The organism is Halomonas sp. MS1 (assembly GCF_024182575.1).
GTDB lineage: Bacteria > Pseudomonadota > Gammaproteobacteria > Pseudomonadales > Halomonadaceae > Vreelandella.
On record NZ_CP098926.1, the window covers coordinates 15808 to 37092 of the forward strand.

Here is a 21285-nt window from a genome sequence, read left to right on the forward strand (position 1 = left end):
TGCTTACTAGCCAAAACGGACTAGCAAAAACGGCCTAGCGAAAACGGCGCTGAGACAACAAATGGCGAACTAGCGGCGCTAGGATCAGCTCCATCGCTAACGACATTCGCGCTCCAGGCACCACTAACGTGTGCGGACGTGTCATAAATGAATCTTTTATCATCGCCAATAGCCATGGAAAATCCACCGTTGAGGGATCTCTAAAGCGAATCACCACAAACGATTCTGCATCGGTCGGAATATCCTGAACCTCAAAGGGGTTCGACGTATCGACAGTGGGCACACGCTGGAAATTAATATGGGTACGCGAGAACTGCGGCTGAATGTAGCGCACGTAATCATCCATGCGCCCTAATATGGTATCGATGACCGCTTCCTGGGAATAACCGCGCAGCTTGGTATCACGATCAATTTTTTGAATCCACTCAAGATTCATGGTCGGCGCAACGCCCACTAGCAAATCTACGTGACGAGCAATATCATACTCTTGGGTCACCAAGCCGCCATGCAGCCCTTCGTAAAAGAGCAGATCAGTACCACAAGGCAGTGACTGCCACTCAGTGAACGTCCCTACTCGATAACCTGCCTCAATTTTTTGCTTATCTTCTGCATGAATGTAGTGACGGAACGTACCCGCTCCATGCTCACCGTACTCAACAAAAAGCCCTTCAAGTCGATCAAGCAGATTAGCTTCTACAGCAAAGTGAGAAAGCTCATCTTTGCGTTCGGGCTCGTCACGAAAAATCCGCTGGAGATCATCGCGGGTGTAGCGGTGAAAGGCATCGCCGTCCACCATGGCAGCATGCACATCTTCACGCAGGAACATGCGCTCAAAGCTGCGACGCACCGTGGTAGTACCCGCGCCTGAAGAGCCCGTGATGGCAATGATTGGATATTCCCGCGACATTAAGTACCTCTCTCCTGAGCAGTCGCGCGAGCAATCGCCTGCGCAACGTCATCAGGCACTTTGACAGGCCGCCCTGAAGAAAGGTCTAAAAGAAGCTGGTTAACCCGAGCAGTTGCCACCACCTTATCGGTTTCTGCATGACAAATGCGCTGATAAACCGTCAACGCTTTGCCTTGTGGTTCAGGGACAGCGGTCTCAATTACCAAAGCATCCGGCCAGCGCGCCTCGCTCTGGTACTGAACCGCTAGGTCAGCAACAACGCTCGGGTAGCCTTTTATATCCCACTCCGGAAAGCCTAGCGCAGCGAACGCATGCACACGAGCTTCATGCAGCAGCGATACTAAAGCGTCATGCCCCAGGTGGCGACCGTAATTCATATCCGTTACGCGCACCGTTAAAGGATGCCGATGAATAATCGCTGCCGTGGGGAAATCTAGCGTGACACGCTCCATGCTTAGCTCCTTGTCAGTGGTGGTTTAGCTCCGGCGAGATCATCGCTGATCGCTATTTTTCTCGGGCGATAGCACGGAATGCGATATCACGGCGGAATTCAGCACCCTCCCAGTGAATCGCTTTAACCCCCTGGTATGCTTGCTGTTGAGCAGCAGATACTGTGTTGCCTAGCGCGGTTACGCATAGCACTCGCCCGCCTGCGGTTACGATACTGCCGTCAGCAGCCTGAGTAGTGCCTGCATGGAATACTTTGCACTGCGCCTGACCTGCCTGCTCCAAGCCATGAATGACATCGCCTTTGCGGTAACTGCCGGGATAGCCACCTGCCGCAATCACAACACCCACGGCTGCGCGGGAGTCCCACTCACACTGCTTATCGGCAAGCTCACCCTTAGCGCCAGCCAAGCAAAGCGCGGCCAAATCTGACGTTAATCGCATCATGATTGGCTGAGTTTCGGGGTCACCAAAACGGCAGTTATATTCGATTACTTTTGGGTTGCCTTCAGCATCAATCATTAGGCCTGCATATAAAAAGCCGGTATATGCATTTCCTTCTTCCGCCATGCCCCGCACGGTGGGAAGTATAACCTGCTCCATGATGCGCTCGTCGATTTCTGGGGTTACCACCGGCGCCGGAGAGTAAGCTCCCATGCCGCCCGTATTGGGGCCAGTATCGCCGTCATAGGCACGCTTATGGTCTTGGCTAGTGGCCATCGGCACCACATTCTCACCATCAACCATGACGATAAAGCTGGCTTCTTCGCCTTCCAGAAATTCTTCGATAACAACGCGCGCACCCGCATCGCCAAATGCATTCGCCTCTAACATATCGCGAATAGCCGCTTCAGCTTCGGCTTCACTCATCGCTACAATGACACCCTTACCCGCCGCCAAGCCGTCAGCTTTGATGACAATAGGCGCGCCCATCTCAGCTAAGTAAGCCAAGGCTGGCTCTACCGCTGTGAAGGTTTGATACGCGGCAGAAGGAATTTGGTGGCGTGCCAGAAAGTCTTTGGTAAACGACTTAGAGCCTTCCAACTGTGCGGCGCGTTGTGAAGGCCCAAAAATTGTCAGGCCAGCCGCCTGAAAGCGATCAACCACCCCTTCAACTAACGGCGCTTCTGGCCCTACTACTGTTAGCGCTACCTGCTCGCGCTGGGCAAACGCCACCAACGCGTCTAAATCTGTTGCTTCAATAGCTACGTTGGTCAATTTAGGCTCAGTGGCAGTACCTGCATTACCTGGCGCTACAAACACCTGCTCAACGTCACTAGACTGCGCTAGTTTCCACGCCAATGCATGCTCGCGACCACCGCCACCTATCATTAAAACGTTCATCATCATCCTTCTCAAACGGGAGTGCCTAGCTGAGATTAGCTGAAAGCGTAACTAAGTTAATCGGCATATTATGCCACAACGACTCAACCAGCGGCGTCAGGAGCTTTTATCCGGCGTATCGTCATCGTCTGTTTGATTAGGCTGATTAAGCGTTTTTTGCCAAAAACGCATATTTTCTTCGGCCAGCTCACGCATGAACTCCATAGGCGAGTGGCGTATCGCTTGTTGCCACTGGCTTTGCATGCGCTTTTGCTGTTCCAGCATGAGCTGGGTGCCCTGCTCTAAATAACGTGCTAGCGGTAAAGGCGATGACATATCGTACACACGGATCAACTGAGCCAGCAGGTCATTTGAGAAAACTTCGGCTTCACTATCAGCCTGCTCTTGCTCGATAATGATCGACAGCAAAATGGTCCGCGTCAGGTCTTCACCGCTTTTTGCATCCTCGACGCGGAAGGGTTCTTCTTCAATAATCAAACGCCGCAGATCCTCAAGCGTCACGTAACGACTTTGTTGAGTATCGTACAACCTACGGTTGGCATATTTGCGAATTACGCGCACAGCGCATCTCCTTAAACGCGGTAGAGGCTTTGTCGCCGTTGCTGCTATTGTGCCTGCAACATGCGCCTATGCAAGCCAGCTTAACGGATTAGTACCGTTAGGCATGTCTTCCTTATGACCAATAGACGACAATCATGAATCTTATTCTGCTTGATCCGAGCGAAGTGAAGGGAGCTTATGCTTACCTTACTGACACACGACGTATCACCCATTTACGCGAGGTGCACCGCGCTTGTGTAGGGGACTACTACACAGTCGGTCTACAGGGCGGCAAGATGGGGAAAGCGCAGCTAACTGAACTACACGAGACCCAGGCAACCTTCACACTGGAAAATCTCGATGAGCTCCCCCCTCCGCCCTTGCCAGTACACTTAGTATTGGCGCTTCCTCGCCCCAGAATGCTGGCACGTACCTTAGAGCATGTCACGGCTCTTGGTGTAAAAAATATTACACTGCTTCACACCAAGCGGGTGGAAAAAAGCTACTGGCAGTCCCCAGAACTCCGTGCAGAAAAAATTCATCACCACTTAGTGCTAGGCCTGGAACAAGCGCGAGACACACAACTGCCTGATGTGACGCTGTGCAAAGGCTTTCGGCCCTTTTTAGAACAACAACTGCCTGAGCTGCTAAAAGAACGACGCGGGCTAGTGGCACACCCTGGCATGCCGAATGCCTGCCCGCGAAATATAGAAGGAAACGTACTGCTTCTCGTTGGACCAGAAGGCGGCTTTATACCTTGGGAAGTTGAAAAACTACTTGAGGCAGGCTGCGAGGGCATGCACCTAGGCCCTCGCATCTTACGAGTAGAAACTGCCGTCACCGCACTATTATCGCGACTTTTTTAATCACCGATTACGCCAGCAAGCTGGGTGACTCGAGCGTTATGCTTAACAGCGTATTTAGGACTGTTCATCGGCTGGATCGTGGGGAACATAAGCTGCATTTTCCCCACATCCAGGGTCTTGGAGAAAGGTACTGCGCACATCTAATAATCCTAAGTGGCTAATTGTGCGACGCCCCAAGAGCAGCGGATAAATCATCTCTTCACGATCTCGCAGACTAAACTGCTCTTCATACACCGTGTTGCCCATGCAAACATCCATCAGCACCACTGGACGTTCATCACGACCACCTGCGCCACGCACCGCCAACTCTCGATAGAGGGGGCGCTCAATCTGATCGCTAAACGTTTCACCATTTTCCTGATCCTCGAGCTTCAGGCGGAAGCGAACCCACTCCTCACCGTCTTTCTCGAACATCTCAATATCACGCGCGTCTAATGATGAGGTCAGCGCACCGCTATCTAGCTTCGCTTTTACAGCGATACCCCACGGTTCAATGGATGCATTTTCAACCCAACCAAATACTTTATCCTCTGCCTGGATAGCTGTGCTCACTGACAACGCACTGACCATTACACCGGTAGCCAGCACACCTACAAAAGTTTTCCTCATTACCTTTCGTCCTTGGTGAGAAGTTTACCTAGCATGAGACATTTGACTCGCTAAAGAGACTCATCGAAACGCAACATTAACGCAGCCGTTCTAACAACGCCTGGGTGGCAAAGCCATCGGGCGTGAGCCCTTGGTCACGCTGAAAAGCACGTAGGCCCTCGCGCGTATTAGGCCCCATGATGCCGTCCGCAGTACCCACTGAATATCCAGCATTATTTAGGCGTTGCTGTAGAGTACGCACATCATCACGTGTCAACGGCGCCTGATCTCTGGGCCAGGACTGGGCAATTCCGTCACGCCCAGCAATAGCATCCGCCAAGGTAGACACGGCTAGCGCATAACTAGTTGCGTTGTTATAGCGCAAAATTGCCCGAAAATTAGGCCCTACCAAAAAGGCAGGGCCGTTTGCTCCTGCTGGCACAATAACCGCAGCGCTATCGAATGAGGGCAGCTCACCACTCAATGAGCGAACGCCTTGTGCCGCCCACTCAGCACTGCTACGACGTTGCGTTTGTGAGTAATCGAAGGAGCCAGGCAAGCTCACCTCGGCTCCCCAGGGCTGGCCGGCCTGCCAACCTGCCCTGGCAAGATAGTTAGCCGTAGAAGCCATGACATCAGGAATACTGCCCCATATGTCTCGACGACCGTCATTATCGCCATCCACTGCGTATGCTTCAAAACTGCTGGGTATAAACTGGGTATGTCCCATGGCACCCGCCCAGGAGCCTTTCATTTGCTCGGCGGCAATATCGCCTTGGTCGATAATACGTAACGCGGCTAACAGTTCGCTGCGTGCAAAATCACGCCGACGGCCGTCGTAAGCAAGTGTTGCCAATGACTCAAGTGTCGAGAAATCACCAAAATTGCTGCCGTAGTTACTTTCGATACCCCAAATAGCCACGATGATTTCCGCAGGAACCCCATAACGTTGCTGCATTTGTTGCGCGGTATCGCGGTTAGCCGCAAGCTTCTCTAAACCATTATTAATCCGTGTGCTGGAAACCGCTGTATCTAGGTATTGCCAAATGGGACGAACAAACTCTGGCTGATACTGATCGAGCTCAATGACTCGTTCACGATAGCGAAGCCCATCAAAAGCGGAGGCAAGAGTAGACTCACTGATGCCCTGCTGAGCAGCATAGCGACGAAAATCAGCCAACCACTGATTAAAGTTGGCATAGCTAACTTGTTCTGCCGCTTGTGCATCCACTTCGCTCATCAATTGCTGATTAGCGACTGCATTAGTACTTAATGCTCCACTGCATGCTGCTAGTGCAAACGATAAATACAAGGCGGGGCGAATACTCAGTGGACCTTTAACTTTCAAAGACATAGCATTAATCTCTTGGCAATCCTTGGCGTGATTCCGATAATGGCTCAGAAACAGCGTAGATGCTAGCCCTAGTCACATTGCATAGCCTATCTTTCGGGCACCATCGTCTATTTCCAGGAAGAACATTACTCATCCGTTTCTTGAAGTTCCGTTGTAGCCACTAGCCAACGCTGCCACTCGGCTGGCTCTACGCATGGTGCATCAAACTTAGCAGGCGCTACCCGCCAGGGTTGGTGGCGCTCCATTCCTAACGGCAGCGACGCCAGCTCAGGCAGCCAATAGGCAACGTAAAGCCCGTTTGGATCATAATGCCCTGCTTGTTTCAGTACATTAAAGTAACGGTCTTGACGGGGATCACGACCAATACCGGCAATATAACGCCAGTTGCCCCAGTTACTCGCCACATCGTAATCAATCAGGCAGTGCTCAAACCACGATGCACCAAGGCGCCAATCGACGTTGAGATCTTTCACTAGGAAACTGGCGACATTTTGACGCGCTCGGTTAGATATCCACCCGCTAACCTTCAGTTCTAGCATGGCAGCATCTATAAACGGCACGCCGGTTGTCGCGTTGCGCCACGCATCAAATGCACTGTTAGCGGGCGGTAACTCTTCATAACCAAATAATGCCGCACCGTCCACCTGAGCCGCTCGATGGAAGTAATCTCGCCACATTAATTCGAAAATTATCCAATAACTTGATTCGCAGCTCCCATGAATGGCCTCCCAGTTTTTTACTTCTTGACACACTTGGCGCGCAGATAAGCAGCCACGCGCCAGCCAAGGAGAAAAACGTGTGGAAAAATTGGCGCCCAGCAAACCATTACGGGTTGTCTTATAAGATTCCGCGCCGTTTTGCCGCCATAGATACTGCTGAAAACGATCGTTTGCCGCCGCCTCCCCGCCAACAAACACAAAGCCCTGCCGCTTATCGGGCTGCCAGCCGGCACTCTCTTTGCATACTACTTTAAGGGGGGGAAATCCTCGGGGAGCAGATTCTGGCCAGGGTGGCAGTGTCACTGGCGCTGGCAGGGGCGCTAAAAACGTACAATGCTTTTCAACACGTCGCCGAAATGCCGAAAAGCTGGGCGGCAACTCATTCAATGCAAAGGGAAGCTCGTCTTCGGCAATTAAATAACCGCTATCAGCACAACATAACTGACAGGCCGATGGGAGCTGGTCAGCGACCCGCGCAATATACTGTGACTCTTCATACCCAGAATGCGCTGCCACACGCACTTCTCTTGCACCAAGCATGGCAGCAGTGTCTAGCACGATACTGGCAGGATCACCGATGCGAACTAGCAAATCACTGCCACGCTGCAGCAGTTCGCCTCGTAGCTCCATCAAACTTTGCCATAAAAAGCGTAGCCGAGCGGGCCCCAGCCTAGGAGAAGCATCACCCGTAATCGAACTTTCAAACCATCGCTGGTCTAGCACATAGAGACAAAGCAACTGTTCAGGAGGGGAATCAAAATGCAACAAGGGATTATCAGCTATCCGCAAATTATCCTGAAGCCATACAATATCAGTCGTGCTGCTCATGCATTTGCCTCCTTGGTGCGTTGGACTGCTTGGCTTCGCGACGGCAGCGTTCACTGCAATGGCGCACTTCATCCCAGCAGCGCGCCCACTTTTTCCGCCAAGTAAAAGGACGCTGACATTGAACACAGTCTTTTTGCGGTAAATCCTGCTTACGTTGCATAGACTCCATCTCGCTAGCTAACATTTACACGCCACGCGTCAAAAACATAGACATACAATCCTTCACAGTATAACTATTGTACACAAATAGGCACGCGTGTTTTCAACGTCATGCTTTCCCCTGAGCCTCCTTCCCTACTGTTTAGCCGATTTTTTTCACGCTTATCTCGATAGCTTTTCCCCAAAGCGCTGCAAATAAAAAAGCCATCCGTGTGGATGGCTTTTCGAGCAGACGTGTCAGCATGGGGAAAGTTAGCAAATTGCCGTCAGTCCGGGTCTGTGGCGCGGGGATGCCGTTTGGCATTTTCATGGGTTTCTAGGCCACTTTTAAGCTCATGAGTAAGCGGGTCATAATTGGGTCTCAGTTCATCCTTAACAGTACCACTCCAGAGGCGCGAACCAACAAAGTAACCCGCCCTACCAATCACATGGGCAGCAATCGGTGCCGTTATTAAAATAAACACAATAATCGCGAACGAGCGCGCAACCACCCCAACTTCAGCAAAGTGCATGGCCGAGGCAAGCATGATTAAAATAACACCAAGCGCTGCAGCCTTAGTGGTTGCGTGCATGCGAGTCAGCAGATCCGGTAGCCGCAACAAACCGATGGCCGCCAGCAACATAAAGCTTGACCCCGTTATCAACAGCGCGCCTTTGATAAATTCAATCATCTCGCGGCCCCCCTCGTTCCAGATAGCGCGCAAACCCAATCGCGGCTAAAAAGCCCATCAGAGCGATCACGATTGCCGCATCTAGAAAACTCGCTACCCCCGACTGAATAGCATAAACACCCACCAGCCCCACCACGGTAGTGGAAAACAATTCAAGCGCAACAACACGATCAGGTAAGCTAGGGCCACGAACGACACGTACGAAGGTCAGTACAAGCGCCAGCGCCATAATTATCTGGCTTATCAGAATAACGGTATCCATTAACGAAATAGCTCCAATGCACGGTGCTCCATCTCTTTTAAGTTATTTCGAAGCTCTTCTTCATTATCCAAAAACATCGCGTGAATATAGAGCACTTTCCGATCGTCAGAGACATCAAGGCTCAATGTGCCCGGCGTCAGCGAAATCAGATTAGCGACGATCGTAATTTCCATTTCCGTGCGTGCAGAAAGAGGTAGCGCAATTACGCCGGGCTTCATGTGCCAGGGAGGGGTCACTATATCGAAGGCGACGCGCAGGTTTGCCCGCACCAACTCCTTAATAAAAAAACCAATAAAACCAACAATTCGTGGCACACGAGCGGGGTAGCCTTTCAGTGCATCGACTTGAGGCTCAATTAACAGCAACGCAATATAGCCAAAGATCATCCCAACTAGCAGATTAAGCCCGGAAAAATCGCCACTTAATAGCACCCAGGCTAGCCCGAGCAGAAGGTTCCAAATCGCACCAGTCATGGGGCGTCCTCCGCACGGTCACCTATTTGCTCCGCCTGCAACTCACCCCGGTCAAGCAGCGCATCTTCAGCACTAGCAGAGACGCCCAGCACAGCTTCAATGTAGCCTGATGGGGACATTAGCTGATCACCAATAAGCATCATCACCTGCATGATGGCTTCTGCGAAAACACCAATTAACAACGACATCATGGCCAGCACAGCGACGGGCGTATACATCATCCACAGGCTTGGTTTTAGTAATCGACCATCATCACCGACGGAGGTTTGTGAGGCGGGCACTTTATTTTCTTCTGGCAACGCTTTCCAAAACACGTCATTCCAAATTTTCACCATGGAATAAAGTGTCATGAGCCCTACTGCCAACGCAAAACCTGTTGCTACATACGCCTCCGCCTCCAGGCCAGCACGAACCAGCACAAACTTGGCAAAGAATCCCGATAGCGGCGGAATGCCCGCCAGCGAAAACGCTGAGATAAAAAACGCCACGGCTAACCAAGGGCGTTCTCGGTAAAGTCCTCCCATCTTCTTAAGCTGATAAGTGCCTTGCAAACGGTGGGTAATACCGCTGATTAGGAACAGGTTCGTTTTAACAATAATGTTGTGCACGATAGCAAACACACCGCCTGCAATCGCCAGCGGTGTATACAGCGCCAAACCAAGGATCATGTAGCCAATCTGGCTCACAATGTGAAATGAGAGGATCCGCCGGAACTCATACTGAGCGGCAGCGCCAAGCACGCCAGTCACCATCGTCAACACAGCGCCCCAAAGCATAATGTCCTGCAGATACCCCATCGTTTGGTCAAAAATAAGCGTGAACACGCGGAACAACGAATACACCCCCACCTTTGTCAGCAGACCAGCAAACAACGCCGATACCGCTACTGGCGGCGTGTGATAAGAAGCAGGCAGCCAGAAAAAGAGCGGAAAAGCGGCTGCTTTAATACCAAAAGCTACCATAAACATAACGGCAAGCACTTCGACCATTCCGCTGTGCTCGGCCTCGTCCATACGCAGCGCAATGTCGGCCATGTTTAGCGTGCCTACCGTGCCATACAGTAGCCCCACAGCCGTTAAAAAAATCACCGAAGCCAACAGGTTCAACGTGACGTATTTAATTGCGCCTTCCATCTGCGCCCGTTCACCGCCCAGAATCAACAGCGCAAACGACGCCACCAGCATAACCTCAAACCAAACATACAAATTGAAGATATCACCGGTTAAAAAGGCCCCTGCCACACCTGCTAACAACAAATGCATCAGCGGGTAATAGCCAAATTTTTCATGCCCCCGCCCTGTGGTGGCCAGCGAATAAATCCCCATTGCCAAACCAATAATGCCCGTCATTAAAATCATAACGGCACTCAACATATCGGCAATGAGCGTAATCCCAAACGGAGCTGGCCAACTGCCCATCTGCATAGTGATGTAGCCATCAGCTAACACGGCGACAAACAGCCATACACTCACCAGCAGCAGCGCGACATTACCTGCTACCGCAATGAAACGTTGAACGGGTCGAGAGCGCCAAAAAAGTAATGAAAGTGCGCCAGAAAGCAGTGGCAATAGGACGGGCAGTGCAACTTCAGGCCTCACGTGTCGGTATCCTTCATTTTGTCCAGATCATCTGCTTTTACAATTTCGTAGGCACGGCGAATTAACACAACAGCAAATGCCAGCACCCCAAATGCAATGACAATAGCCGTCAATACAACAGCTTGAGGCAGCGGGTCGGCTACTTCAGCTAACGGCTGTAACATGCCTTCCGGTATTAATGGTGGGGCGCCGCGCGTCATGCCTGCAGTAGTGAAGATCAGCAAATTAGCAGCGTTCGACAGCAGCAGTAGACCAATCACCAATTTCACAATAGAGCGACGTAACATCATAAAGATTGCGGCGGCGTAGAGTAGCCCAATTGCTAGTGCCATTAGCGGTTCCATACGGGGCCTCCTGATGCATTAGGGTTCATCCTTATCCACCTCCATCAGCGCCATCACCATGCCCATCACCGAGCCAAGAACGGCAAAGTACACCCCTACATCGAAAATGAGTGGTGTCGATGCTTTAAAATCGATCACGGGGATAGTCCACCACTGAGCGGTTAAAAACGGCTGACCCATGAACCAAGCAGGCACCACCGAAATCATCCCCAGCAATAGCCCAGCCCCAATTAAGTCACGGGGGTCGACCATACGCAGCACCTCTTTGGTGGCACTGACGCCAAAGGCAAACAGATAGAGAGTAAAAGCCCCTGCTGCTACTAGCCCAGCAATAAATCCACCACCGGGTTCATCGTGCCCACGCAGCAATAGGAAAATTGAAAACATCAGTTGTAGCGGCATCAAAAACCGCGCCGCAGTGTTGAGAATAATGGTGCCGGATTTAACCATCGTACGGCTCCTTAACACTGGCTTTTTCGCCGTTTTCGCCTTCTGCTAATTTGCTTTCATTGTCGTCGTGGCGCAGTTTAAGCATGGCGATAACCCCTATAGCAGCAAGTGCAAGCACAAACATTTCGCCTAGCGTATCGAGTGCCCGATAGTCCACCAAAATGACGTTAACGATGTTGCGACCATAAGCCAGGGGCGCACTGTTCTCTACCATATACATTGAAATAGGCTCAAACTGATTAATACTCCAAGCGGTCATAATCAGTAGAAAAATCAATATTCCCATCATTGCGGCCACTGCGCCGTCACGAATACGTTCCAAGGTTGTGGAAAGGTTTGAAAAGCGCGGCAAGCGGAAGAGCACTAAGACCAACAAGATAACGGTCATGGTCTCAACCAACAGTTGGGTAATGCCTAAGTCAGGTGCACTAAAGAGAATAAAAATCAGCGCAATCGAGAACCCCATGATGCCGACCGATACCACAGCACCAAGACGTGAACGAGAAATAGTGGCAAACAAAGCCCCCATCACCATGGTGCTAGCGACAATTACCTCATGGAAGCGCACGTCTAGCGCCAGTACCAGTTGAGGTGCATGGCGCACAAGTATTGAGTTACCAATCAAAGCAATCAGCACTATCAACATAACGAGAATATAATTGCGCATATAACCGTTTTGCAGCAGGCGTGTTTGCCACTCAGAAAAGCGTAAAATACCGCTCATTACACCGTCATAGCCCGCTTCGGGGCCATGCCGCATTATCGGTGCCAACATCGCTAACTTACACCGCACACCATCCCAGCGCATGAACAGTAAAAAGCCTAGCCCAAGACTGGCAATCGACATGATCAGCGCCATATTGATGCCATACCAAAGCGATAATGACACTTGCAGCGGCTCACCTACCACCGCTGTCGCCGCTGATGTAAGCAGCGCATCAGCACCAAGCATGGCTGGTGAAAGCCCTAATACAAGTGAACCAAGCGCCAATACAGCGGGCCCAACTAACATACTAAAAGGCGCTTCATGGGGTGTTTTGGGCGTTTCAATTTGCCGACCATAGAAGGGGCGGAAGGCGATAATGGCAGCCACTGCAATCGTCAAAATAGCGGCCAGGAACGCAAACAGGACTAGCAACACATTGAAGCGCTCCGCCCCCAGCGCTGCCTCTAGCATTAGCTCTTTACCAATGAAACCAAATAGCGGTGGCACGCCTGCCAACGACAGTGCCGCGACAAAAGCAATCACCGCAGTGATTGGCATGGCAGATCTCAAGCCGCCCATTGCGGTGACATCTTTGGTGCCGGTCTCATGGTCCAGAATACCGGCGACCATAAACAGTGCCCCTTTGTACATTGAGTGGGCAAGCAAGAACGTTACAAATGCCGTCATGGCGTACTCAGAACCAATGCCCAGCAACATAGTTAGCGTGCCCAGCGCCATAATAGTGGAATAAGCCAGTAGCTTTTTAATATTGGTGTGATGAATCGCTAAGAAGGCACCTGACAGCATAGTCATCGCACCGACGACCGACAGTATTCCGACCCAGAGCGCTGTGCCACCCAACTCAGGGTGTAAGCGCGCCAGCAAGTAAATACCCGCTTTGACCATGGTGGCCGAGTGGAGGTATGCCGACACCGGCGTTGGCGCAGCCATGGCATTGGGTAACCAAAAATGAAACGGAAACTGGGCTGATTTTGTGAATGCCCCCAGCAGCAAGCAAATGAGCATAGGGGTATAAAGCGAATGTTCACGCAGATCGCTTTCCATTTGGCCAATCTCATAAAACGACCAGCTTCCGCTTGCCCCCCCTAACAGCACCAGACCTGCCATCAGCGCCAAACCACCGGCAACCGTTACAAACAGCCCCTGACGTGCGGATTTTCTTGCCTCAATATCGGTATGGTTAAAGCCAATCAGCAAATAAGAGGTGATGCTGGTTAGTTCCCAGAATACGAAAAGCGTAAGCAATCCATCGGCAAGCACCAACCCCAACATAGAGGCCATAAACGCAACAAGTGCTAAATGAAAGCGTGCAATATCCGTATGGCCTTTGAGATAACCACCGGCATAGATCAATACGAAAGTGCCGATAACGGTAATCAGCAGCCCGAATAAAAGTGACAGTCCATCAAGCAGAAAACTCAAGCTGATGCCTAATGATGGCACCCAAGACCACTCCAACAGTAATGGCCCTTCACTCATTACAACGGGTGCCTGACTGAACAGCCAGACAGTCATCAAGGCAGGAAACAGCGCCAGTACGAGGCTCGTCCGTTCTCCAAACCAGCGGTTGAGCAAAGGCGACGACGCTGCCAGCACAAAGCCCATTAATACAGCGAATTGCATCCGGTGGTTTCTCCCTATAAGAACGTGTCAGTTAACCCCAAGGCAGTAGCAAGACCAAACGGCTCTAAGCGTTGAATAAATGTGATTATTAATGCACAAACCTTATACCAAGGTTGATTACGTTTCTATAAAACTAGTCACCCATAAAAAAAGCCGCCTTAGTTGAGCACTTTTGGGGTGCAGTTCACTTTGGCGGCTTTTGACAAAACGCACTATTAAGAAGCGGACAGCCACCCCGCCAACTCGTTGTTAACAACCGCTAGCAGGGCATCAATGTGATCGTCTCGATCATTCAGGCAAGGAATATAACTAAACGTCTCCCCTCCTGCGCCCATAAAGCTATCGTGGATCTCTTCTTTAATCTCTTCCAGCGTTTCCACACAATCAGCAGAGAAGGCAGGCGACATAATCGCAATATGCTTGTGCCCTTGCTTGGCAAGTTCAGCCACATGATCGACGGTTTGCGGGCCAACCCACTTTTCTGGGCCAAACTGCGACTGAAAGGCGGTATCTACTTCCTCTTTGTTCAGCCCTAGTTTTTCACGCATCAAACGCGTCGTTTTCTGACACTGACAATGGTAGGGGTCACCTTCTAATAGATAACGTTCGGGGACACCGTGGTAGCTTGCTACCAGTTTCGTCGGACGCGTTTCAAAACCGTCGTAAGCTTCCTGAACTGAATTCGCCAGCGCCTGAATATAAGCAGGATGCTCAAAATAAGCGGGCACCGTACGAATATAGGGCTGCCACTTCATTTTCATCAGCGTACGGAATGCCTGATCATTTGCCGTCGCAGTCGTAGGCGAGCCGTACTGGGGATAAAGCGGGAAGAAAACGATCCGCTCACAGCCCTTCTCTTTCATGCGCTTAAGGACACTTTCCGTTGACGGATTGCCGTAGCGCATACAGAAATCAACTTCGATGCTATCGCCGTAGAGCGCTTTCAAACGTGCAGCCATTTTTTCAGTTTGGGCACGCGTCGTGGTCAACAACGGGCTCTCGTTCTTCTCGTTGTTCCAAATACTTTTATAAGCGTTACCAGAAGAAAATGGACGCTTGGTCAAAATAATTAGTTGTAAAAGCGGCTGCCACTTCCAATTAGCGTAATCAACAACACGCTTATCGGACAAAAACTCGCTAAGGTAGCGCCGCATAGACCAATAGTCGGTTGCGTCCGGGGTGCCCAAGTTAGCCAACACCACGCCGACTTTTGCAGGGGGAACGGCAGGATGGTCACTTGGCGCATGGACCAAGCGCCCTTCGCCCGGCTGATCTTTTACAACGCTATCGACCATGTCGCTAACTCCTCAGATGTTTTAAACAGTTGGCAAAATCTTAACACTTTTCGGCAAAGCTGCGGCATAAAGTTATACTATCAACATTATTTGTATAACTATAGGCCAACTCATGTCGAAGCCTTTACTATTAGTCCTTGGTGATCAGCTTTCGCTTTCATTGGCAACCCTGCGCAATGCGCCAACTGACGCAGTCATCGCTCTTTGCGAGGTCGCCGAAGAAGCGCGCTATGTGCCTCACCATATACATAAAATCGGCTTATTCATGGCCGCCATGCGGCACTTTGCGCAGGCGCTGCGCGATAAAGGCTACAACGTTCACTACAGCCGTATTGATGATGCTGACAATACCCAGTCACTCATCACAGAAGCTGAGCGTATTGCCACTCAGTACGGTTGCCATGAAGTGCGTGTAGCAAGACCTGGTGAATGGCGACTTTGGAATGCTATGCAGCAGCGCCAAGCAGCCACCCTACCCTGGAAAGTGATCGAAGATGATCGCTTTTTCAGCTCACCTGATGACTTTGCCAACTGGGCTAAAGGACGTAAACAGCTTCGTCTGGAGTATTTCTATCGAGAGCAGCGCAAACGAACTGGGCTATTAATGGAGGGCGATACACCTGCTGGAGGAAAATGGAACTTTGATCACGACAACCGTGAGCCGATTCAAGCAACGCTCAGCTTCCCATCGCCTCCCACCCATCGCCAAGATGCGCTGACCCAGGAAGCGCTCAATGATGCCAAGCAGCATTTTAGCGAACACATGGGATCCCTGGATAACTTCAACCTTCCCGTCACCCGCCGACAGGCGCTGGTGGATTTAAACCACTTCCTTGACCATGGGTTGGCCGACTTTGGGCGCTACCAAGATGCGATTAGCGATAAAGAGCCGTTCCTTTTTCACTCCAGACTGTCGGCGGCGCTCAATATCGGCCTGCTAACACCTCACGAAGTCTGTGAAGCCGCTGAGCAGCGCTATCTAACAGGTCATGCGCCTATCAATGCAGTTGAAGGATTCATTCGTCAAATACTCGGTTGGCGAGAGTATGTTCGAGGGCTTTATTGGACACAAATGCCAGCTTATAAGCATGAGAACCGGCTTGGGTTTAAACGTGAATTACCGGCATTTTACTGGGATGGCAATACCGATATGCGCTGCTTACAGCGCGCTATCCAAATGACTATCGACAACAGTTACGCCCACCATATTCAGCGCTTGATGGTAACCGGCAACTTTGCCCTGCTATGTGGTGTTAAGCCTGAAGCGCTGTGTGACTGGTATCTAGCGGTGTATGCCGATGCCTGCTAATGGGTAGAGCTGCCCAACACCTTAGGCATGGTACTGCACGCTGACGGCGGTTTAATGGGCTCCAAACCTTACTGCGCTTCAGGCAAATATATCGACAAAATGTCTGACCACTGCCAGCACTGCCGCTACTCTCCAAAACAGGTAACAGGTCCAAAGGCGTGTCCGTTTAACAGCCTTTACTGGCATTTTCTGGAAACCAACGCTGAACAGCTGAACCGCAATCCGCGTATGAAGCTGATCTATGGCTCACTCTCTCGCATGACAGACGAAAAGCGTGACGCGATGCGTCAACAGGCTGAACAGTTTCTTGCCTCGCTACCCACCAGTCCAGGCTATGGCCAGACCTGCCACACACAAGGCTATCTATCAAAGGGTGCTCAATGAGCCGCTTCTCTACGCTTCACGCAACGTCACCTGTCACGCTATATCATGATGGCCACTGCCCTTTCTGCCGCGTGGAAGTCGCTTGGCTTGCAAAGCATCGCCATCAAGAACGTGTCGCACTCGTGGACATTCAGCGTCGTGATTTCAATGCAGCCGATATAGGGCGCAGATTTGACGATATGATGGGGCTACTGCATGTCAAAGATAGCCAAGGAAATTGGTATATCGGGATGGATGCCAGCCGGGCCCTCTATGCGGTACTGGGCTACCGGTGGCTAGTATGGCTTTCTTGCTTACCAGGCCTGCGAGGAGTAATGGATGCAGGCTATCGTTTTTTTGCCCGTCGCCGTGTGCGGCTAGGGCGATGGTGGGAGAAGCGTCACGCAACCAAGTGAGGACGCCATAGGATGTTGCAATGCTTGTAGTGTTAAAACACTAGCGGCATACGTGACGTTAACGGCGAACTGTAATGAGCATCGCGTCCAATCACTTCATCCTGGGGTACATGCTGCACTAAGTAAGCACGGTGAATCCCAGCACGTTTTAGCTCAAGATAAACATCATCTAGCGAGCGAAACAGCATTGGCTTACCGCGCTGGGTCAACATATGCCGCTCGCCCTCTACATCTTCAAGCTCTAGTTGATAAAAGCGGCTGCCCGAATGCGTGATAACGCGTATTTCAAAATTATCGTGACCCGCAACAAATTGCTTCAGTTCTTTAAGTTCCATGGTTCCCTCCTGTGATTGTTCATCATCATGGGGCACAGCATGACGACACCCCATGACAATTTTATTACCTTGGCACTAACTGCCTATGACGGCAACATCACAAAAGAGTTCCTGACCAAAACGTCAACTTATTCGTCGAATTATTGATACTCAGAGGGGTCGATTGCTTTACCTAACGAATTGCGATCTATCCAGTTACCGCCTTTAGTTTCCTTGTAACGGAAAACTACTTTATCGCCTACCGTTACCGGTAGCTCTGAATCTTCAGTTTGGTAGCTATATTTTTCCCCTTCAACTACCAGGAAGTAACGGTAGAGGTCAGGCATTCCCAACCACTCTTTAAATGGCCCTTCTCGCTCTAGTGACTGCAGTTCCCCACGGCCTTCCAGCTTAGGAAGACGCTTACGGTTACCACGTCTAAAACCACCTGCCATTTGCTACTCCTGTCTATCTGCTTGGTCGGGGAGGAGCATTATACGTTCTCCCCCCTAACGCTCAAGTTAATCGCCGAACGCTTCGCCATAGCTATCGGGCGCAAGGTCTTCGAAGCGTGTGTATTTACCAATAAAGGCCATATGTACCGTACCGATAGGCCCGTTACGCTGTTTACCTATAATCAGCTCGGCAATCCCTTGGTTGTCAGGATTGTCAGGGTTATACACCTCATCTCGGTAAACAAACGCAATGACGTCGGCATCCTGCTCAATCGCTCCCGATTCCCGCAGATCCGACATGACGGGACGCTTATTGGGGCGCTGCTCCAACGAACGGTTAAGCTGTGAAAGTGCTACAACAGGACATTGAAACTCTTTTGCTAGCCCTTTCAGCGAGCGGGATATCTCCGATATCTCACCGGTACGGTTTTCAGAAAAGCCGGGGATCTGCATTAACTGCAGATAGTCAATCATGATCAGCGCCATATTGCCGTGCTCCCGCACCACTCTACGCAGGCGTGAGCGCATTTCATTAGGCGAAAGCGCCGCAGTATCATCGATAAATAGCTGCTTGTCTTTGAGCAGGTTGACCGCTGATGTCAGTCGCGGCCAATCTTCATCTTCCAACTGCCCCGAACGCACACGGGTTTGATCAATCCGACCCAACGAAGAGAGCATACGTAGCATCAGAGATTCTGCAGGCATCTCCATGGAGAACACCATCACCGGCTTATCGCTAGCAATAACCGCGTGCTCCACCAAGTTCATGGCAAACGTGGTTTTACCCATTGACGGGCGGCCCGCGATAATCACCAAATCTGAGGGCTGTAAGCCTGAGGTCATTTCATCGAGGTCACGAAACCCCGAGGAGAGCCCTGTCATTTCACCCTTTAGATTGAACAGCTCATCAATACGATCAACGGCTTTGGTTAGCAGTTCACTCATGCCGATAGGACCGCCCGTTTTCGGCCGCTCTTCGGCAATCTGAAAGACTAATCGCTCCGCTTCATTCAGCAACTCATCAGCAGGCCGCCCCTGGGGCGAAAACGCTCCGTCAGCAATTTGATTGGCCGCACGGATTAATTTACGCAGCGTTGCCCGCTCGCGAACGATATCCGCATAAGCACGAATATTACTGGCAGAAGGCGTATTGCGAGCCAGCTCAGCTAAGAATGCCAAACCACCCACCGTATCCAACTGATCACGCGCTTCTAACGCCTCTGACAGCGTTATAACGTCCAGCGGCTGCCCGGATTCGGCCAAATGAATCATCACATTGAATACCAAGCGATGCTCATAGCGGTAAAAATCATCCGCCACCAACCGTTCCGAGACATTGTCCCAGGCCTGATTATCCAACATTAGCCCACCTAGCACCGACTGCTCCGCCTCAAGAGAGTGCGGCGGCAGCTTTATCGCTGCCGTTTCCTGATCAGCAGAAGGCTGGTCCTGCATAGTGAGCTCCTTAATCATAAAGCGTAGCCAATTACGATGACTATCTTAGCGGGACAATCTCAAACCCACCATAAGCGACCTATCTACGCCAAGCGACGTTCAAAAAAATTCGACCCACACCTCAAACGTTTTTGACCGCGCTTAGGACGGTTTAGATTAAAAAGACAAAGGGCGCGGGAAGACCCGCGCCCTTTGAGGCGTCAGCGTTGGCGAGAGCGTTTACTCTGCGACAACAACCACGCGAACAACAGCATCTACTTCTGCATGCAGGTGTAGAGCGATGTCGTATTCGCCAGTTTGGCGAATCGGACCTTGCGGCATACGTACTTCGCTCTTGGCAACTTCGATGCCAGCAGAGGAAATAGCGTCGGCCAAGTCACGAGGACCGATAGAACCGAACAGTTTGCCTTCATCGCCTGCTTTAGAAACCAACGACAATTCGATGTCGTTAAGCTGCTCAGCACGCGCTTCAGCTTCTGCTTTACGCTCAGCGGCTTGGGCTTCAAGCTCAGCACGCTGGGCTTTGAATGCTTCAACGTTATCTTTGGTTGCCGGCACGGCTAGGCCGTAAGGAACCAAATAGTTACGACCATAACCGGGCTTTACAGTGACTTTGTCACCCAGGCCGCCCAGCTTACCAATGTTGTCGAGCAGAATGACTTCCATCTCGTAAACCTCTTGTCAGTTGCTGCGGGCAAGGCGTGCGCGAACGTTCGCGAATGTATCAATCAGCCCCAACAGCAGCACAATGAGAATCGTGGGCCAGGTCGTGATCAGCAGCACATAAAATGCCACCAGCCACAGCCCGTTCATCCCCTTTATTCCAATAAACCCATGCACTAGCGCAATGCCAGCTACCAGCAGTGGAATCCAACCAAGCATTGCCAGAGCGTGCGCTCCCAACACCATACCCCCCACACCAAGCACGACTAAAACAGCCAGCTCTTTGGGCGATAGGCGCAGTGCGTGAAACTCTTCGCGGAAACCGCCTGGGTTATAAAGCCCAGCTTGCCAGCTTCGCGCCAAAGCCAAACACGCAATAGCGGCCAACAATACCACCAAGCCTGTTACACCACCGATCACCATAGCGGCAAGCGTCGGTGCATCAATACCTTGGTTAGCAAACTCTGTCAGCATGCGATCAATCTCGGTAGAGCTTGCTCGCAGTTGCTCCAGCATCAACTCTGTTCCACCTGGCGGTATAAAAATGCCGAGTTGAACCATAACCGCTGCCGCCAATGCGCCAACGATTAACGCTTCACTCCAACGCATCCTCTCACGCAGGATGACTGCCATCAGCGTTACTAGCAGCACGCTAGCAAGTGGAATGACGTCACCTTGAGACCACCAGAACCCCGCAGGTAGTGCAGCAGCGATAATTACCGGCAGCGCAGGTGCAAAACCTTTGCGTAAGGTAACTAGCGCGGCGATGGCTGCCCCTAACCAGAACAGCCAAGGCACTAGCGTCGCTAACGCCGCCCCGCCAATGGCATAGGGCGTGCTCCGCATGAGCCATCTCGCCAGTGCCAGCATCACGTTAAACGCTTACTGATGGCTATCGGAGTAGGGCAGCAGTGCCAGGTAACGCGAACGCTTGATAGCAGTCGCCAACTGACGCTGATAGCGTGCTTTGGTGCCGGTGATACGGCTCGGAACGATCTTGCCGGTTTCGGTGATGTAAGCCTTCAGCGTATCGAGATCTTTGTAGTCGATCTGCTTGACGCCTTCAGCAGTGAAGCGGCAAAACTTACGGCGACGGAAAAAACGTGCCATGGACT

At 51.3% G+C, this 21285-nt stretch carries 24 protein-coding genes and 1 pseudogene; 3 read left to right on the forward strand and 22 right to left on the reverse strand.

The window, feature by feature from the left end; all coding sequences use genetic code 11:
- Nucleotides 1–34: 34 nt before the first annotated feature.
- The 4 genes from NF683_RS00070 to phaR form a co-directional block, all read right to left on the reverse strand.
- Nucleotides 35–907, reverse strand: a complete 873-nt coding sequence (locus tag NF683_RS00070) for a phosphoribulokinase (RefSeq protein ID WP_038476906.1) — start codon at nucleotides 905–907, stop codon at nucleotides 35–37.
- A complete protein-coding gene (locus tag NF683_RS00075; RefSeq protein ID WP_089039367.1) occupies nucleotides 907–1359 on the reverse strand; it encodes an acyl-CoA thioesterase in 453 nt (150 codons plus the stop codon). The genes NF683_RS00070 and NF683_RS00075 overlap by 1 nt, the downstream gene beginning before the upstream one ends.
- Before the next feature lie 52 nt (nucleotides 1360–1411).
- Nucleotides 1412–2698, reverse strand: coding sequence for a phosphoribosylamine--glycine ligase (gene purD / locus NF683_RS00080; RefSeq protein WP_089039368.1), 1287 nt, complete (start codon nucleotides 2696–2698; stop codon nucleotides 1412–1414).
- 96 nt (nucleotides 2699–2794) lie between these two features.
- Nucleotides 2795–3259, reverse strand: a complete 465-nt coding sequence (phaR, locus tag NF683_RS00085) for a polyhydroxyalkanoate synthesis repressor PhaR (protein WP_038476915.1) — start codon at nucleotides 3257–3259, stop codon at nucleotides 2795–2797.
- Nucleotides 3260–3393: 134 nt separating this feature from the next.
- On the opposite strand from phaR, the gene NF683_RS00090 reads away from it, so the two are divergent.
- Nucleotides 3394–4104: a 16S rRNA (uracil(1498)-N(3))-methyltransferase gene (locus tag NF683_RS00090; protein WP_253920950.1), complete on the forward strand. Its 711-nt coding sequence runs from the start codon at nucleotides 3394–3396 to the stop codon at nucleotides 4102–4104.
- 54 nt (nucleotides 4105–4158) lie between these two features.
- Here the strand turns inward: NF683_RS00090 and rloA3 are convergent, their stop codons facing one another.
- The 12 genes from rloA3 to hemH form a co-directional block, all read right to left on the reverse strand.
- The gene (gene rloA3, locus NF683_RS00095; protein WP_253920951.1) at nucleotides 4159–4713 is read right to left on the reverse strand and encodes a retropepsin-like aspartic peptidase RloA3; all 555 of its coding nucleotides are present in this window, start codon (nucleotides 4711–4713) and stop codon (nucleotides 4159–4161) included.
- A gap of 76 nt (nucleotides 4714–4789) precedes the next feature.
- Nucleotides 4790–6046 (reverse strand): lytic murein transglycosylase, encoded by a 1257-nt coding sequence (locus NF683_RS00100; RefSeq protein ID WP_253920952.1) that lies wholly within the window; start codon nucleotides 6044–6046, stop codon nucleotides 4790–4792.
- A gap of 125 nt (nucleotides 6047–6171) precedes the next feature.
- On the reverse strand, nucleotides 6172–7593 hold the full coding sequence (locus NF683_RS00105) for a DASH family cryptochrome (RefSeq protein ID WP_253920953.1): 1422 nt from the start codon (nucleotides 7591–7593) through the stop codon (nucleotides 6172–6174).
- Entirely contained in the window at nucleotides 7577–7753 is a 177-nt protein-coding gene (locus NF683_RS00110) for a DUF2256 domain-containing protein (protein WP_193060343.1), read from the reverse strand. The genes NF683_RS00105 and NF683_RS00110 overlap by 17 nt, the downstream gene beginning before the upstream one ends.
- A 265-nt stretch (nucleotides 7754–8018) precedes the next feature.
- Nucleotides 8019–8423 carry a monovalent cation/H(+) antiporter subunit G gene (gene mnhG / locus NF683_RS00115; protein ID WP_038476932.1) on the reverse strand — a complete coding sequence of 135 codons (405 nt, stop codon included), beginning with the start codon at nucleotides 8421–8423 and terminating at the stop codon, nucleotides 8019–8021.
- Complete coding sequence (locus tag NF683_RS00120; protein ID WP_089039373.1) at nucleotides 8416–8685, reverse strand: monovalent cation/H+ antiporter complex subunit F; 270 nt, start codon at nucleotides 8683–8685, stop codon at nucleotides 8416–8418. Before NF683_RS00120 ends, mnhG begins: the two co-directional genes overlap by 8 nt.
- The gene (locus NF683_RS00125) at nucleotides 8685–9158 is read right to left on the reverse strand and encodes a Na+/H+ antiporter subunit E (RefSeq protein ID WP_089039374.1); all 474 of its coding nucleotides are present in this window, start codon (nucleotides 9156–9158) and stop codon (nucleotides 8685–8687) included. Before NF683_RS00125 ends, NF683_RS00120 begins: the two co-directional genes overlap by 1 nt.
- On the reverse strand, nucleotides 9155–10756 hold the full coding sequence (locus NF683_RS00130; RefSeq protein ID WP_089039375.1) for a Na+/H+ antiporter subunit D: 1602 nt from the start codon (nucleotides 10754–10756) through the stop codon (nucleotides 9155–9157). The genes NF683_RS00125 and NF683_RS00130 overlap by 4 nt, the downstream gene beginning before the upstream one ends.
- Nucleotides 10753–11100, reverse strand: coding sequence for a Na+/H+ antiporter subunit C (locus tag NF683_RS00135; RefSeq protein WP_193060347.1), 348 nt, complete (start codon nucleotides 11098–11100; stop codon nucleotides 10753–10755). Before NF683_RS00135 ends, NF683_RS00130 begins: the two co-directional genes overlap by 4 nt.
- Before the next feature lie 18 nt (nucleotides 11101–11118).
- Nucleotides 11119–11550, reverse strand: a complete 432-nt coding sequence (locus NF683_RS00140) for a Na+/H+ antiporter subunit B (RefSeq protein WP_038476947.1) — start codon at nucleotides 11548–11550, stop codon at nucleotides 11119–11121.
- Nucleotides 11543–13900 (reverse strand): putative monovalent cation/H+ antiporter subunit A, encoded by a 2358-nt coding sequence (locus NF683_RS00145; protein WP_253920954.1) that lies wholly within the window; start codon nucleotides 13898–13900, stop codon nucleotides 11543–11545. The genes NF683_RS00140 and NF683_RS00145 overlap by 8 nt, the downstream gene beginning before the upstream one ends.
- A 215-nt stretch (nucleotides 13901–14115) precedes the next feature.
- Nucleotides 14116–15195 (reverse strand): ferrochelatase, encoded by a 1080-nt coding sequence (hemH, locus tag NF683_RS00150; protein WP_253920955.1) that lies wholly within the window; start codon nucleotides 15193–15195, stop codon nucleotides 14116–14118.
- 112 nt (nucleotides 15196–15307) lie between these two features.
- Here hemH and NF683_RS00155 point away from each other — a divergent pair.
- Nucleotides 15308–16888, forward strand: a pseudogene (locus NF683_RS00155) (cryptochrome/photolyase family protein).
- Nucleotides 16885–17283 (forward strand): thiol-disulfide oxidoreductase DCC family protein, encoded by a 399-nt coding sequence (locus NF683_RS00160; RefSeq protein ID WP_253920956.1) that lies wholly within the window; start codon nucleotides 16885–16887, stop codon nucleotides 17281–17283. Before NF683_RS00155 ends, NF683_RS00160 begins: the two are co-directional and overlap by 4 nt.
- A gap of 32 nt (nucleotides 17284–17315) precedes the next feature.
- On the opposite strand, the gene NF683_RS00165 is transcribed toward NF683_RS00160, so the two are convergent.
- From NF683_RS00165 to rpsR, 6 genes are all read right to left on the reverse strand, one after another.
- Nucleotides 17316–17618, reverse strand: coding sequence for a DUF6482 family protein (locus NF683_RS00165; protein WP_038476962.1), 303 nt, complete (start codon nucleotides 17616–17618; stop codon nucleotides 17316–17318).
- Nucleotides 17619–17758: 140 nt separating this feature from the next.
- Nucleotides 17759–18052 (reverse strand): hypothetical protein, encoded by a 294-nt coding sequence (locus tag NF683_RS00170; RefSeq protein WP_009721685.1) that lies wholly within the window; start codon nucleotides 18050–18052, stop codon nucleotides 17759–17761.
- Nucleotides 18053–18118: 66 nt separating this feature from the next.
- Nucleotides 18119–19507, reverse strand: a complete 1389-nt coding sequence (gene dnaB, locus NF683_RS00175; RefSeq protein ID WP_009721684.1) for a replicative DNA helicase — start codon at nucleotides 19505–19507, stop codon at nucleotides 18119–18121.
- Nucleotides 19508–19726: 219 nt separating this feature from the next.
- Nucleotides 19727–20173 carry a 50S ribosomal protein L9 gene (rplI, locus tag NF683_RS00180; RefSeq protein WP_038476968.1) on the reverse strand — a complete coding sequence of 149 codons (447 nt, stop codon included), beginning with the start codon at nucleotides 20171–20173 and terminating at the stop codon, nucleotides 19727–19729.
- Nucleotides 20174–20188: 15 nt separating this feature from the next.
- The gene (locus tag NF683_RS00185; protein ID WP_089039381.1) at nucleotides 20189–21040 is read right to left on the reverse strand and encodes a hypothetical protein; all 852 of its coding nucleotides are present in this window, start codon (nucleotides 21038–21040) and stop codon (nucleotides 20189–20191) included.
- A gap of 12 nt (nucleotides 21041–21052) precedes the next feature.
- Nucleotides 21053–21280 (reverse strand): 30S ribosomal protein S18, encoded by a 228-nt coding sequence (gene rpsR / locus NF683_RS00190; protein WP_009097135.1) that lies wholly within the window; start codon nucleotides 21278–21280, stop codon nucleotides 21053–21055.
- Nucleotides 21281–21285 lie beyond the last annotated feature (5 nt).

Excerpts from the sequence above, each read along its gene's own strand:
- NF683_RS00070 (WP_038476906.1), bottom strand. The coding sequence starts at position 907 with ATGTCGCGGGAATATCCAATCATTGCCATCACGGGCTCTTCAGGCGCG.
- NF683_RS00075 (WP_089039367.1), bottom strand. The coding sequence starts at position 1,359 with ATGGAGCGTGTCACGCTAGATTTCCCCACGGCAGCGATTATTCATCGG.
- purD (WP_089039368.1), bottom strand. The coding sequence starts at position 2,698 with ATGAACGTTTTAATGATAGGTGGCGGTGGTCGCGAGCATGCATTGGCG.
- NF683_RS00090 (WP_253920950.1), top strand. The coding sequence starts at position 3,394 with ATGAATCTTATTCTGCTTGATCCGAGCGAAGTGAAGGGAGCTTATGCT.
- rloA3 (WP_253920951.1), bottom strand. The coding sequence starts at position 4,713 with ATGAGGAAAACTTTTGTAGGTGTGCTGGCTACCGGTGTAATGGTCAGT.
- NF683_RS00100 (WP_253920952.1), bottom strand. The coding sequence starts at position 6,046 with ATGTCTTTGAAAGTTAAAGGTCCACTGAGTATTCGCCCCGCCTTGTAT.
- NF683_RS00105 (WP_253920953.1), bottom strand. The coding sequence starts at position 7,593 with ATGAGCAGCACGACTGATATTGTATGGCTTCAGGATAATTTGCGGATA.
- NF683_RS00110 (WP_193060343.1), bottom strand. The coding sequence starts at position 7,753 with ATGCAACGTAAGCAGGATTTACCGCAAAAAGACTGTGTTCAATGTCAG.
- mnhG (WP_038476932.1), bottom strand. The coding sequence starts at position 8,423 with ATGATTGAATTTATCAAAGGCGCGCTGTTGATAACGGGGTCAAGCTTT.
- NF683_RS00120 (WP_089039373.1), bottom strand. The coding sequence starts at position 8,685 with ATGGATACCGTTATTCTGATAAGCCAGATAATTATGGCGCTGGCGCTT.
- NF683_RS00125 (WP_089039374.1), bottom strand. The coding sequence starts at position 9,158 with ATGACTGGTGCGATTTGGAACCTTCTGCTCGGGCTAGCCTGGGTGCTA.
- NF683_RS00135 (WP_193060347.1), bottom strand. The coding sequence starts at position 11,100 with ATGGAACCGCTAATGGCACTAGCAATTGGGCTACTCTACGCCGCCGCA.
- NF683_RS00140 (WP_038476947.1), bottom strand. The coding sequence starts at position 11,550 with ATGGTTAAATCCGGCACCATTATTCTCAACACTGCGGCGCGGTTTTTG.
- NF683_RS00145 (WP_253920954.1), bottom strand. The coding sequence starts at position 13,900 with ATGCAATTCGCTGTATTAATGGGCTTTGTGCTGGCAGCGTCGTCGCCT.
- hemH (WP_253920955.1), bottom strand. The coding sequence starts at position 15,195 with ATGGTCGATAGCGTTGTAAAAGATCAGCCGGGCGAAGGGCGCTTGGTC.
- NF683_RS00160 (WP_253920956.1), top strand. The coding sequence starts at position 16,885 with ATGAGCCGCTTCTCTACGCTTCACGCAACGTCACCTGTCACGCTATAT.
- NF683_RS00165 (WP_038476962.1), bottom strand. The coding sequence starts at position 17,618 with ATGGAACTTAAAGAACTGAAGCAATTTGTTGCGGGTCACGATAATTTT.
- NF683_RS00170 (WP_009721685.1), bottom strand. The coding sequence starts at position 18,052 with ATGGCAGGTGGTTTTAGACGTGGTAACCGTAAGCGTCTTCCTAAGCTG.
- dnaB (WP_009721684.1), bottom strand. The coding sequence starts at position 19,507 with ATGCAGGACCAGCCTTCTGCTGATCAGGAAACGGCAGCGATAAAGCTG.
- rplI (WP_038476968.1), bottom strand. The coding sequence starts at position 20,173 with ATGGAAGTCATTCTGCTCGACAACATTGGTAAGCTGGGCGGCCTGGGT.
- NF683_RS00185 (WP_089039381.1), bottom strand. The coding sequence starts at position 21,040 with ATGCTGGCACTGGCGAGATGGCTCATGCGGAGCACGCCCTATGCCATT.
- rpsR (WP_009097135.1), bottom strand. The coding sequence starts at position 21,280 with ATGGCACGTTTTTTCCGTCGCCGTAAGTTTTGCCGCTTCACTGCTGAA.